The following is a 12,364-nucleotide window of genomic DNA, read 5'->3' on the forward strand; positions in this document are numbered from 1 at the left end:
AATTCAGAATCTGCCCGCCGAAACGCCCTGCCCGCCTGGATCCACGAATACAATCACCACAGGCCCCACACCGCCATCGGAAACCACCCACCCATCAGCCGCTTAACCAACGTCCCTGGGCAGTACACCTAGCTAGCCCTCGAGGTCGTCGACGCCGGGGGTCCAGCTCAGGCCGGGCACGCCCCAACTCTTCTTGCGTTCGACCTTGGTCGCCATTTTCGCGTAGACGTGCTCGAGACGATCGACATACAGCGTACCTTCGAGGTGGTCGTACTCGTGCTGGAAGATGCGGGCGAGCCAGCCATCCGCGCGAATCTCAAACGGTTGCTGTTCGGCGTCGACGGCTCGCAAAATGGCGGATTGTGATCGTTTCAGGGGAAACCGCTCGCCCGGAAATGACAGGCACCCTTCGTCTTCATCGACATTCTCATCATCGACGGGCTCGGCCGACACCGGCGTGATCCACAGTTCAGGATTGATCGCAACGCCGCGCCACGATACCTCGTCGTCGTCCTGGTAGCTGTAGGTGAAGATGCGCAGCCCAACACCCACCTGCGTGGCGGCGAGACCGACCCCCGGCGCGGCATCCATCGTCTCGAACATGTCTCGCACCAATTCACGCAAATTATCGTCGAAATCGACGACGGGAGCTGCGGGGGAGTGGAGAACGGGGTCACCTGAAATTACTATCGCGCGTACGGCCATTCCTCCAGAATATCGGCAAGCTTGTCGATAGGGTCATCAAGTGACCTCCGACCTAACCGATCTGGCGACAGAAATCGCTATCGATCCACGTCAGGCCATCGGAATTCCTCTGGCCTTGGTCGGTGCAGTCTTTCTCTCCCTCGGCGCACAATTTCAGCACCGCGGCGTCACCAAAGTCGAGGCGCGCACCGAAGAGGTCACCGGCGGGCTCACCGTACGCCAACTCACCCTCTTGCTGGCCAGGCCCTCCTGGGTCTTCGGATCACTCATGCTCGGCCTCGCCATCGTTTTCCAGCTCACGAGCCTCGCCTTCGCCCCCATCATCGTCGTGCAGCCGCTGGGGGCAGTCGCCTTGGTTCTCACCGCCGTGCTGAACGCGAGGGTCAGCAAGGTCAAGCTCAATCGCGCGAGCATTATCGCCATCTCCATGTGCGTCGGCGGTGTCGGCCTGTTCGTGACCGTGGCCGCGTTCACCGCCGTGGACAAGCCGGTCACCGACCAAAACCTGGTGACCATCCTCATCGTGCTTGCGGTGGTTCTGCTGGCCTTTGCGCTCGCCTTTGGGTTTCTGCGTCGCCGGTCCCAGGCGATCTTTTACATTCTCGGCGCCGGCGTGCTCTATGGATTCGTCGCCACCCTTGCCAAAGTCGTGATCAACCGCACCCAGCACGGCAACTTCGAATGGCTGACCCTGACCTGTGTGCTCGGCCTGCTGTTGGCGGCAGCGCTCGGGGCTTACTTCGTGCAGAACGCCTACGCGTCTGGACCACCCGATCTTGTCATTGCCGGGCTCACCGTCGTCGACCCGCTCGTCGCGGTGGGAATCGGAATCGTTGTGCTCGGTGAAGCCAGCCAGGCCCCGCCCGCAGCAGCACTCGCCTTCGTCGTTGCCGGTGCGATTGCCATTTGGGGCGTCTTCCTGCTGGCGCGGTACCACCCACAACTTGACCGCTGACGGCCTGCGAATTTGGGCCGCCACGGTGCGGGGCGCCGCGCGGCAGGCACGGTTTAGAATAGGGTTCGAGTGCGCAGCGTCATTTCCTGCCGCGCGTACCCGAGATATCCTGCCGGACGATGATCCCCGGCCCAACAACGTAGGGACCACTCCACTTGTCAGATTCGACCGACTTGCTGAGCAGCCCGACCCCGGGCAATGCGCCCGAGAGCGCGGCGGGTGCGCCAACCGAGAAGCCGCGGATTCGCGTGCTCATCGCTGCCGACACGTTTGCGCCCGATGTAAATGGTGCGGCCCGCTTTGCCGAGCGGCTCGCCGCTGGCCTGGTCGCCCGCGGCCACGAGGTGCAGATTATGGCTCCGGCAGCGTCGCGCAAGCACGGCAGCTGGACCGAAATGCACGAGGGCCAGCCCATGGTGGTGCACCGCCTGCACAGCTGGCGCTGGTACCCACACGACTGGCTGCGATTCGCCCTGCCCTGGCTGATCCGCGGTGAAAGCCGGCGCATTCTCGACTCCTTCCATCCCGATGTCGTGCACTTTCAATCGCACATCAATGTGGGGCGGGGCGTGTCCATCGAGGCGGCGAAGCGCAACATCCGCTTGGTCGGCACGAACCACTTCATGCCGGAGAACATGGTGAAGTTCTCCCTCGTTCCGGTCGGTTTGCAGGATCGAGTCATCAAGGCCGCGTGGCGAGCCGCCCGACGCACTTTCGGACGCGCCGCAGCCGTCACCACCCCGACCCGTCGGGCCGCCCAGTTTCTTGAGAAATACACCGGCCTCACCGGGGTATACGCCATCTCCTGCGGGATCGATGCCGACAACTATGCCCCGAATTTTGAGCCGCGCATCGAGAACCGCATCCTCTTTGTCGGTCGGGTCACCGGCGAGAAGCAGATCGACGTGTTGCTACAGGCGGCGGCGCTGCTGTCAGCCGACCTTGACGCTCAAATTGAAATCGTTGGCGGGGGCGATCAGAAGCGCAACCTGGAACACCTGGCCGACACCCTCGGTATCCGCTCGCGTGTCACGTTCACCGGTTATGTGACGGATGACGAACTGCGCGCGGCCTATTCACGTGCCACGGTGTTTGCCATGCCGTCCATTGCCGAGCTGCAGAGTATCGCCACGATGGAGGCGATGGCCTCCGGATTGCCGATTGTCGCCGCCGACGCCATGGCGCTGCCCCACCTCGTGCACGACCAGGCGAACGGGTACCTGTTCAAGCCGAGTGACGCGCAGGATCTGGCGGATAAACTGACCGTGGTGCTCACGGCGTCGCCGGAACGCCTGGAGGAGCTTAAGCGGGAATCGCTCAAGCTCATTGCCGCGCACGACATCAAGCGCACTTTGAACACATTCGAATGCCTGTATCGTGGGGAGACGGTGAGCGATCTGGTCACCAATGGGGCCTCGTCGCAGTCGCCCGATTAGTCACATGTCTGTGGGTGCAACCGTTGGGTTGTGCTTTTTGGGGCGGTAGCTCAGCTGGTTAGAGCAGCGGACTCATAATCCGTCGGTCCCGGGTTCAAGTCCCGGCCGCCCTACTGTAAATTTGATCTGATCAGGGTTTCTTGTCTGTACCGAAAGGGCAAGACTTGATGCACTATCCGTTTATTGGTCCTTTATTCAAAAATATCCGCCATCTCTGGCCGCTCGTAGAGAAGGTGCACGACCCGGTTCGAGTCATGTGGAATGACCTCGCTTACCTACGAGTTATGGACAGCGAACGACAATTCGGGCTCGGCCTGGAGCCGGTTTTAACGACAAGCGAGCTCGCCGAGTACCTCGGCGTGCAGACGCAGGCGATCTACGACCTGCGTACAGACGGACGTGGTCCCTCGGGCATTCGAGTGGGCCGGGAGATCCGCTTCCGCGTGTCCGATGTGGTGCGATGGCTCGACGGGCTTCACGAGCCCGAACCATCCAGCGCCCACGGGGACAGACGCTGATGGCCGGACGACCCCGGCTCCCGATCAGCACGTTTGGCGCCATTACGACTCAACAGGTCAGTCTCGGGATTTTTCGCTCCGTGACTCGCTTCCGCGACTGGGACGGTCAGACGCGCAAAGTGACAGCGACCGGCTCGAGTCGTAATGACGCGCAGGCAGCCCTTAAGTCGGACCTAGCGGCCCGCCTACGAGCCGGCGGTAGCGGCGACTTGCTCACGGCGAGCTCACCATTCCTGCTGCTCGCTGCGGCCTGGATGGAGGACGTGATGCTCGACGTTGACCGCTCTCAGGGCACAAAAGACACCTACCAGCGTGAACTGCGCGTGCTTGTTTTGCCCTTTTTCGAGAACTTCACGATTCGTGAAGTGACCGTTGGGCGGATCGAGCTCTTCCTGAGGCAGCAGCGCGCGCAGTCGTACCCGAGAGCGAAGCACTCCCGCACGCTGCTCGGCATGATCCTGGCCTTTGCGGTGCGGCGGGAGATCATTCCGCGCAATCCCATGAAGGAGACGTCGCGCATGAAGAAGCCCCCGCACACCCCGAAGGCGCTCACGACCGAGCAAATCGCTGCGATCCGCCTCGCGGCCCGAGAATGGCGCACGGAAGACGGCAGAATGGGGCCACGATCCGACGGCCAGGTGCGGGACATCATCGAGGTGATGCTCGGCACCGCAACTCGCATCGGCGAGGCACTCGCGCTGCGGCAGTGCGACGTCGACATGGACGCCGATCCGCCGCGGGTGAACATCAGCGGCACAATCGTCGTGCACAACGGCGCCGGCGTGCACCGTCAAGAGCACCCGAAGACACATGAGTCGAACCGGGTAATCGGCGTGCCGCAGTTCGCGGCCGACGTGATTCGCCAGCGCTTGGCGCTGCTGGATCCGGAGGACACGGAGCATCTGCTGTTCTACTCCCGGGTGGATACTCCACTGGCGCCGTACAACGTCAGGCGCACATTCCGGGGGATACTGCGGAATGCCGGCCTTGAGGGCAGGGCACCGGAAAGTCACACATTTACTCGGAGTTCTCACCGCACGGGATGTTAATCTCAGGCGGCGAGGTGACCGTCCCGAAGCTGTTTGTGAACAACGCGAACGGTCGCCTCGGCCTCGTCGGGTACTGGGACGTTGTCGCATTTGACGAGTTCGCGGGCAAGAAGAAGCGCACCGATAAGGCGCTCGTCGACATCATGAAGAACTACATGGCGAACAAGTCATTCTCCCGTGGCGTCGAGACCCTCGGGGCGGAGGCGTCAATGGTGTTCGTCGGTAACACGTCGCACACTGTGCCGTACATGCTCAAGCACTCCGATCTGTTCGACGAACTGCCCGAGAGTTACCACGACCCGGCATACCTCGACCGTCTTCACTTCTATATCCCCGGGTGGGAGATCGATACGATCCGCAATGAGATGTTCTCGGACGGGTATGGGTTCGTCGTCGACTACATCGCCGAAGTGCTGAAGTCGATGCGCAATCTCGACTATTCGGACCGCTACCAGCACTACTTCACGCTGGGGTCGGACATCTCGACTCGTGACCGTGACGCCATCCACAAGACTTTCTCTGGACTTATGAAGCTCATATACCCTCACGGTGATGCCACCGCTGAGCAGATCGAGGAACTGCTGCGCTTCGCGATTGAAGGCCGCAAGCGTGTGAAGGACCAGATCCTGCGGATGGATGCCACGATGGCCGCGGTGAATTTCGGCTACGACTCGCTCGGTGGAGGCTGGTCAGCTGTGACGACCCTCGAAGAGGACGAGTACCCGTCGCATTACTACCGGGGTCATGTGGCCGCTCCCGCCGCAGCAACGTCCCTCGGGGCAGACGCCTTGGCGTCCTCCGCAGCGACGGTGTCTGCGGTCTCGGGGACGGAATCCGCTCCGGCGAAGCTATTCCACGGGCAGCGCGACTTCGTCGAGAATCAGCGCGGCATCTCCTACGAGACGTTGCTTATGTCGTACATGGCGGGCGCGACCGAGATCGAGTTGCACGATCCTTACATCCGCTTGGGGCATCAGGGTCGTAACCTCGTTGAGCTGCTCGCGCTCATCGCGGCCGCGAAAGACCCCGCTGACGAGGTCACCTTCAATCTGTTTACAGTGCTCGACGAAGACCCTGAGTATCAGCCGAAGCAGCTCCGTATGCTGAACGACATCGTGCAGGGCGCCGAGCAGCAGGGCATCAAGGTAAATGTGGCGAAGGACCCGGGCGGCCACGACCGCTGGATCCGTACGGATGGCGGCTGGCGGATCAACCTTGGGCGTGGTCTCGACATCTTCCAGAAGGCCGATGGTGGCTGGTTCGACTTCGGCACGAGTCGACAGGAGTTCCGCCAAGTGCGCGCGTTTGGCGTCACCTATATTCGTGAAGGCACGGACAACGGATGACTAATTGGTCTTACCGACGGATGGATAGACGATGACTGTTCCCGGGTCTCTTCCGGAGATCACCTTCTTCATCATTTTGGTGACCCCAGGTGTCGCCGACTCCTTGGCAAAACGAATGGTGGTTGGCTGGCAATCGCCAGATCACAGCGCAGCGTCGAGGCTCTTCGACGCGTTGTTTGTAAGTCTCGTTTTCGACGCCAGCTACTTGTTTGTCATCCTCAGCCTGGTCGGCTGGACAGGCGGCAATGCGCTCGATAGAGCTGGGAACCTGGTGTCGACTTTGAACGGAGGTGTTCTCGCCCTCGGCCTTATTGTGCTGATGCTGCTGACGCCCGCCGGAATTGGATACTTCGCCTCTGCTCGGTTCAGAATCGTGAAAGTCCCTGCCCGTGGCGGGAAGACGCAAAAGCGCATTAGGCAGGTGAACCGTGCGCGGGCAACCCCCCGTGCCTGGGACCACGCGGCGTTTCGTGCCTATGAGCCCTGCTTCGTTCGAGTTCGAACGGAAGACGGCCGGTACTACGGTGGGTGGTTTAACGCGGATTCGCTCGTCAGCACCTACCCTTTCAGTCGCGACATCTTCATCGCTGTTGCGTGGAATATGGGTGAGTTCGGCGAGTTTGAATGTGAGGCGCCAAACACTCGAGGTGTTTGGAGTCCGATGACCGACGGGTGCATTGTCGAATGGGTCGATGCTTCACCGCTGAAAGACAAGGAAGCACAAAATGTCTGAGAACAAAGATGAATCCCGTGAGTCGCTATTTGGGAGTGCAGGGCCCCACCGGGCTCCACGTGCTCAGCGTATTTCGGAGAGCGCACGGCCCGGAGCGCAACAAGCTCGCCCCACAAGCGCTCCTCCAGGAGCAGCTTCCAGCTCCGACGCAGCGAAGGCTCCTGCCCGAGACCAGTCGAAAGGCTGACAGTGCTTACGAGCTGACAGTTCTCCCACTGCGATCCCACGCCTCTTGCAGATCGAGGCGGAGCGGGCATTATCGCTGCAGATGTCACTGGCCAAGCCGTTGTCGGTTTGCAGCGATCGGTTGCGGAAAGGAGTGGATCGCCGCCTCAAGGTCGGCGTCGTCGAAGACGACGAACGGCGCCTTGCCTCCGAGCTCGAGATGCACGCCCGCTGCGCTATTTCCTCCGATCGCGCTTCGAGCAGGGTCGCGAACTTCGAGAGCACGCCGGAGCGCTCGGAGGGAGTAGAGGTGGACCACCCCGGGAAGGCGGCGGGCCGCGGCGACGGCGTGGTCGCCGTCGGCCGCATTTGCCATGGTGACCTCGGCCATGGCGTCGCCGTTGGAGGGGTCACGCACGGTGCGGGTCTAGCCGGAGACGCCGTCTCGCGGTTCAGTTTGACTTTTCGCAATCGATGCGACAAGCTGATCAGCTTTGCAAACGCCGCGCCAAGCGAACGCAAAGCCACGAGATCGTGTTGCCCCATCGGGAGCACGAGTGGCCATCCGGCCATCTGAGTGGTCATCCGGCCATCAACACCCGCACCAATAACACAAGGGAGCATGACAAGTGCAGTATTTACGAATCACCGGCGCGGCACTCCTCACGGGAGTTGGACTTGGCAGCTTGGCCGCCAGCTCAATTCTGTGGAAGCAGGCAGGCATCGACCTCGCGCCGCTCGTAAGCCGAGTCCTCAACATCCGCGCGTAGCGCGGGCCTGCTCTTTCCGTCCGTCTTAACGTGCGACACTGATTTCGATACTTGAGGAGTACAACCATGGCCCTTTTCGACGCTTCCCAGTTCACCGCCTCAAAGGCAAAACCGCTCCCAGTCATTCTGCTGCTCGATACGAGCGGCAGCATGGCGCTCGCCACGCAGGGGGGCAACTCTGGCGAGAAGAAGATCGACTCGCTGAATGGAGCTGTCCGGCGCATGCTGGGCACCTTCACCAGGGAGGAGTCCCAGGCGAATGAGTTCCTGGTGTCGATCGTCGCGTTCGGCGGCGACGCCTCAGTCGCCACGTCGCCTACGCCGGCGTCGGAGATCGCCTTCCTCGACCTCCATGCAGGCGGCCTCACGCCTTTCGGCGAGGCAATCGATGTAGCCAAGCGTCTGATCGAGGACAAGGAGCAGACCCCTTCCCGCGCTTACCGCCCCCTGGTCGTCCTCGTGTCGGATGGCGTCCCCACTGACTCGTGGCAGGACCGGCTCGACAACTTCATCGGGACCGGGCGCTCGGCGAAGTGCGACCGTATGGCGCTGGGAATCGGGCAAGAGGCGTACGAGGGGGTCGGCCGTGCAACGCTGGAGCGATTCATCGCCGGAACCGAGCACCAGGTGTTCGAGGCGAAGGATGCGGAAGAGATCCACAAGTTCTTCAGGTTCGTGACGATGTCGGTCGTCAGCCGCAGCCTGTCTCTGGACCCGAATGCGGTCCCCAAAGATGCGACCCTCCAGCCGCCAGCCACCGCCACCGAGTCCGCTGTAGACGAAGACAGCTACTGGGGATGACCCTCTGGCTCATATGCGATGCCTCAGGCAGCATGATCGAAGGCGGCAAGCGCCTCATCGTGCGTGGCGTCGTACGACAGGTCGAACAGTACCTCCGCCTCGGTCATTCCACTAATGTCGATTTGCGCCTGATTATATGGCGGGACCACGCCGCTGAACTCGGCTGGATCATTGGCGACGAGGTGCCCGGCGAGTTGCTTGAGTGTCGAGGGTCTGTCGATGCCGCTGAGCTCTTGGCGTTGCTTGGACACGACAGCAATGACCGCTACCTCATGCTCACCGATGGCTTCTGGCCCGACGATTCAAGGGAGGAGCTCAAGCATTGGCGGGACAGACTCTCCCCTGACGCGCTTCGACTCATCAAGATTGGGGCTGACTCCAACCCCAAAATGATAGGTGATGAGGTGTTCGAGGCCGAGTGCCTCCTCGAAGCGCTGGACGGGTGGCTCGCGCGATGATGCCAACCACCTGGAAGAGTTTTGGAGCCAGCGTTACGGGCCCTTCCCACGTCGCGACGGGCAAACCGAATCAGGACGCGTGGTCCGCATTCGAGCATTCCTGGGGATACGGGATCGCGGTAGCCGACGGTCTGGGATCGAAGCCGCATTCGGACTGGGGGAGCCGCGCTGCCTGTCGAGCGGTCGAGGCTTCGGCATCCCGCTTGTGGACCGACCACCGGCACCCGATGCTCCAGTCCCATTCGAGCGAACTTTTGCCGGGCATCGTCGAGGAATGGCTGTTCGCGATCGATCCCTTTGTGGAGAAAGACTGCGCTGCAACGTGCTTGTACGCAATCACCTCCCCCGACGACCAGATCCATCTTGGGATGCTCGGCGACGGCGCCGCGGTGGCTGTACTCCAGGACGGGTCGGTGATCGTACTCTCCGACTCCAAAGATGAAGGCTTCTCGAACCTCACGAACGCGCTCTCAGCAACCACAACACTCAATCATTGGCGGGTGCGGAGTGTCGTCGCGTCGGAGTGCGCAGCTGTACTCCTGTGCACTGACGGCGTCGCCGACGACGTGGAGGATCTGGCCGGCTTCGCGCGGGGCTTCGTAAAGGCATACGAGGGACTCGGGAGTTTGGCGGCGTCGCGACGCGCCTGGGAGATGCTCAGCACGTGGCCTGTGCCGAAACACAGCGACGACAAGACCCTCGCGTGCCTGATCAATGTGGTGACTCCCGATGAGTGAGGTGTTCCAACGCGCACGAAGTACGGCACTCGCCGACCAGTACGGTTATGTCCACCAGGTCGGAGCGGAGCTAGCCCGCGGCGGTCAGGGCGTCGTCTACCGGACGGGCGATGCCGACCTCGCCATTAAGCAGCCGCTGGGCCCCGACGGAGAGCCAGACCACGCGTCGAACCTGCAATCTCGCTTCGAGAATATCCGAACGTTGCCGATCCCGCCGCGCATCCCGATCTCACTGCCGCTGGCAACACTGCGCGATGGGCCCGGATACGTAATGCAACTTCTCAACGATATGCGTCCGTTCAGCATCTTCGACCTGAGTGGCGACCGCCGCGAGCAGATAGCGAGGAGCCCACGCCCGGCATGGCTAGCTGGTATCGAAGACGTGAACACCGTCGCAACGCTCATGCACTACGCCGAGTCGGGATCGACGAAGCACCGCCTCATCGCCCTCTCTAAGGTCGCCGCTATTCTGGGCCGTCTCCACGCGGCTGGCCTCGTCTACGGCGACATCTCACTCAACAACTGCTTCATCGACGAGGGCTACAACCCTGAGGTCTGGCTCATCGACGCCGACAATCTGCGCTGCGAAGTCTTGAGCGGCGGGAACAGCGTGTACACACCGCGTCTCGGTGCACCGGAGGTAGTGCAGGGTCGTGATCAGTCACGACCGCGTACCGATGCTTGGGCCTTCACTGTGATGGCTTTCGAGATGCTGGCTCTCGTGCATCCGTTCATCGGGCAGAAGGTGCTCGACCCTGATGACGACGCAGGGGGCTGGGACGCCGAGCCTGTGGCCGCGGGCGCTCCGGCCGATCTCGACGAGCAGGCGTACGCCGGGTTCTTGCCTTTCGTCGATGACGAGGACGATGACACGAACATAACGATGAGCGGGCTGCCTCGCGGACTGGTGCTCACTGCCGAGCTTTCACGCCTGTTCCAGGAAACTTTGTCAGTTGGCCGCACCAAACCCTGGCGGCGACCTGCGATGTCTTTTTGGGCGTTTGAACTGATGCGAGCACACGACCAGTCAATTACTTGCCCCGGGTGCAGAATGAGCTACTACCGCACCTATGACACCTGCCCGTTCTGCTCGGCGCAGCGACCAGGATTTGTAGTTGCGACTACGGATCGGTGGCAGATGACGGTCCAGGGACATGGCCAGGTTGAAGTCCCACTCCCACACCGCCTCTTCAACCCTTTCTCGCTGGAGCTCAACGGCAGGACGGATTTCGAGGCATTGATTGACTTCGATCGTGGCACTGCGACGCACGTTCGCGGAACGGGTGCGCTGCCAGCAGGACTGGACTTCGAGCTTGTCAGAGGAGGGCTGTGAAGTTCTCGGAACTTCCGGGACAGAGGCTTTCCGTCCGGGTGTTGCCCACCGACCGCATCGATTTCAGCGACCAGCTCGATCAGCGCAGCGGGACCATGACCGTCCTGACGGTCGAACCAACGAGCGCGGAGGGCCAGTTCGGACTTGCACTTCGCGAAAGCTACATACACGTTCGTCCTGTCAGCGAGACCGAAGCGCAGCGGCTCAATGACGAGTTGCTCCACGGAAGGGCGATGCTCGCCCAACTCTCCGATCCTGGGGTCGACGGGAGCGCCGAGCTTTCCGTGGTCTTTTTCACCGGCCAACCAAATGACCTCGGTGACGTCGAAGTCGGTCTAGATGAATACGTCATACGGGCAGCTCAACGTCTCGGCCGCCAGTCGGCTCGCAAGGTACCCGGCTGGATTCAGACCCAGTTTGTCTACGAAGTAGACGGGCTGCACTACTTCTTCTTTGCGGCAGGACCAGCAATCGGGGACGCGCTTGCAGCAGGTCAGGTTGATGAAGGCGCGGGACCGGTCGGACCGTACGAGACGTCTTCCGCGGAAAATTCGGATGAGCCAACCCACTTGCCGCACGAACTTGCGTCAGCGCCCAGGGTCGACCAGACGACGAAAAACTCCTTCATGCTCGTCGGCACTCATGCGCGCTGCGTCGCCACGGATACACCCGTCGGACATGGACAATCAATCTATGTAGCCACGAAAATCACGGCGCGCAGCCCAGAGGTCGACCCGACAATCCGGCTCGCGCGGGGCACGTTGAAATTCGTTAACTGGTCGGAGGCTGGCCAGATTCAGATTCGATCCCGTGCTCAACTCGCGAGCCTGACACTGGACGAGTCGAGCTACATGCGCAAGTGGGATGAGTTCGGCGATCTTGAAGGCACGCTTCTTCTCGATCAAGCCAGAGAAATCGGGCTGGTTCGATTCACGACGCCGACTGAGAATCGTGATGGGACAGTCACGATCCAGATCACGGATGCCTCGGACTCTGCTTTCGACGCGCTCCGTAGTGGAAACGTGGAGGCACTTGAGCTCGTAGATGCCGTGCCGAGCTACCTCAGCAATACTGCCCTCACCTTCGCTGAGTTCTCCCGGCAGATCGCATTGGGTGCAGGCGTCGGCGATCGGACGCGTCAGGGGAGGGCTGATCGTGTGTCGGGAACGACCATTCCGGTCGGTCGCTTCGACAACGAATCACTTCGCCTCACACTCCAGATCGAACGACTTTCACCGGACGGCATGCTTGTGCTGTCGCTCCAAGGCGAGATCGCGCAGATCCGACGACGTCACGCTGCCCGCAGAGCGATTCTCGAAGGTCGGTCCGCGAACCCTCAGCTCGGGCTGCTTATCGAA

13 protein-coding genes, 1 tRNA gene and 1 pseudogene are annotated in these 12,364 nt (G+C 61.6%); 13 read left to right on the top strand and 2 right to left on the bottom strand.

What is annotated here, in order from left to right; all coding sequences use genetic code 11:
* A partial coding sequence (locus CJ028_RS20210; RefSeq protein WP_148666449.1) for an integrase core domain-containing protein occupies positions 1-132 on the top strand: 132 nt, incomplete at its 5' end.
* Here the strand turns inward: CJ028_RS20210 and def are convergent.
* Positions 133-705: a peptide deformylase gene (def, locus tag CJ028_RS20215; protein ID WP_105037002.1), complete on the bottom strand. Its 573-nt coding sequence runs from the start codon at positions 703-705 to the stop codon at positions 133-135.
* A 40-nt stretch (positions 706-745) separates the two neighbouring features.
* Here def and CJ028_RS20220 point away from each other — a divergent pair, with 40 nt between their 5' ends.
* The 7 genes from CJ028_RS20220 (at position 746) to CJ028_RS20250 (ending at position 6,742) form a co-directional block, all read left to right on the top strand.
* Complete coding sequence (locus tag CJ028_RS20220; protein ID WP_105037003.1) at positions 746-1,660, top strand: DMT family transporter; 915 nt, start codon at positions 746-748, stop codon at positions 1,658-1,660.
* Positions 1,661-1,815: 155 nt separating this feature from the next.
* Positions 1,816-3,096, top strand: a complete 1,281-nt coding sequence (locus tag CJ028_RS20225; RefSeq protein WP_439099065.1) for a glycosyltransferase — start codon at positions 1,816-1,818, stop codon at positions 3,094-3,096.
* A gap of 39 nt (positions 3,097-3,135) precedes the next feature.
* Positions 3,136-3,209: transfer RNA gene (locus CJ028_RS20230), tRNA-Ile, on the top strand.
* Between the two features lie 171 nt (positions 3,210-3,380).
* A complete protein-coding gene (locus CJ028_RS20235; protein WP_105037058.1) occupies positions 3,381-3,614 on the top strand; it encodes a helix-turn-helix transcriptional regulator in 234 nt (77 codons plus the stop codon).
* A 266-nt stretch (positions 3,615-3,880) separates the two neighbouring features.
* The gene (locus CJ028_RS20240) at positions 3,881-4,663 is read left to right on the top strand and encodes a tyrosine-type recombinase/integrase (protein ID WP_161499034.1); all 783 of its coding nucleotides are present in this window, start codon (positions 3,881-3,883) and stop codon (positions 4,661-4,663) included.
* Positions 4,657-6,009, top strand: a complete 1,353-nt coding sequence (locus CJ028_RS20245; protein ID WP_240607480.1) for a BREX system Lon protease-like protein BrxL — start codon at positions 4,657-4,659, stop codon at positions 6,007-6,009. Before CJ028_RS20240 ends, CJ028_RS20245 begins: the two co-directional genes overlap by 7 nt.
* 31 nt (positions 6,010-6,040) lie before the next feature.
* The gene (locus tag CJ028_RS20250; protein WP_105037005.1) at positions 6,041-6,742 is read left to right on the top strand and encodes a DUF6338 family protein; all 702 of its coding nucleotides are present in this window, start codon (positions 6,041-6,043) and stop codon (positions 6,740-6,742) included.
* Positions 6,743-7,061: 319 nt separating this feature from the next.
* On the opposite strand, the pseudogene CJ028_RS22120 reads toward CJ028_RS20250, so the two are convergent.
* Positions 7,062-7,145 (bottom strand): annotated as a pseudogene (locus CJ028_RS22120) (aldehyde dehydrogenase family protein); the annotation flags it as partial.
* A 391-nt stretch (positions 7,146-7,536) separates the two neighbouring features.
* Between CJ028_RS22120 and CJ028_RS21050 the strand changes: the two are divergent.
* The 5 genes from CJ028_RS21050 (at position 7,537) to CJ028_RS20275 (ending at position 11,006) form a co-directional block, all read left to right on the top strand.
* A complete protein-coding gene (locus tag CJ028_RS21050; protein ID WP_161499035.1) occupies positions 7,537-7,677 on the top strand; it encodes a hypothetical protein in 141 nt (46 codons plus the stop codon).
* Positions 7,678-7,743: 66 nt separating this feature from the next.
* Entirely contained in the window at positions 7,744-8,478 is a 735-nt protein-coding gene (locus CJ028_RS20260) for a vWA domain-containing protein (RefSeq protein ID WP_105037007.1), read from the top strand.
* Positions 8,475-8,936 carry a hypothetical protein gene (locus tag CJ028_RS21245; RefSeq protein ID WP_205684119.1) on the top strand — a complete coding sequence of 154 codons (462 nt, stop codon included), beginning with the start codon at positions 8,475-8,477 and terminating at the stop codon, positions 8,934-8,936. The genes CJ028_RS20260 and CJ028_RS21245 overlap by 4 nt, the downstream gene beginning before the upstream one ends.
* Entirely contained in the window at positions 8,936-9,673 is a 738-nt protein-coding gene (locus CJ028_RS20270) for a PP2C family serine/threonine-protein phosphatase (RefSeq protein ID WP_105037060.1), read from the top strand. The genes CJ028_RS21245 and CJ028_RS20270 overlap by 1 nt, the downstream gene beginning before the upstream one ends.
* Before the next feature lie 202 nt (positions 9,674-9,875).
* Positions 9,876-11,006: a hypothetical protein gene (locus tag CJ028_RS20275; protein ID WP_205684121.1), complete on the top strand. Its 1,131-nt coding sequence runs from the start codon at positions 9,876-9,878 to the stop codon at positions 11,004-11,006.
* Positions 11,007-12,364: the final 1,358 nt, after the last annotated feature.

This window comes from Cryobacterium aureum (assembly GCF_002954245.1).
Classification (GTDB): domain Bacteria; phylum Actinomycetota; class Actinomycetes; order Actinomycetales; family Microbacteriaceae; genus Cryobacterium; species Cryobacterium aureum.

Excerpts from the sequence above, each read along its gene's own strand:
- CJ028_RS20235 (WP_105037058.1), top strand. The coding sequence starts at position 3,381 with ATGGACAGCGAACGACAATTCGGGCTCGGCCTGGAGCCGGTTTTAACG.
- CJ028_RS20250 (WP_105037005.1), top strand. The coding sequence starts at position 6,041 with ATGACTGTTCCCGGGTCTCTTCCGGAGATCACCTTCTTCATCATTTTG.
- CJ028_RS21245 (WP_205684119.1), top strand. The coding sequence starts at position 8,475 with ATGACCCTCTGGCTCATATGCGATGCCTCAGGCAGCATGATCGAAGGC.
- CJ028_RS20270 (WP_105037060.1), top strand. The coding sequence starts at position 8,936 with ATGCCAACCACCTGGAAGAGTTTTGGAGCCAGCGTTACGGGCCCTTCC.
- def (WP_105037002.1), bottom strand. The coding sequence starts at position 705 with ATGGCCGTACGCGCGATAGTAATTTCAGGTGACCCCGTTCTCCACTCC.
- CJ028_RS20245 (WP_240607480.1), top strand. The coding sequence starts at position 4,657 with ATGTTAATCTCAGGCGGCGAGGTGACCGTCCCGAAGCTGTTTGTGAAC.
- CJ028_RS20260 (WP_105037007.1), top strand. The coding sequence starts at position 7,744 with ATGGCCCTTTTCGACGCTTCCCAGTTCACCGCCTCAAAGGCAAAACCG.
- CJ028_RS20240 (WP_161499034.1), top strand. The coding sequence starts at position 3,881 with ATGCTCGACGTTGACCGCTCTCAGGGCACAAAAGACACCTACCAGCGT.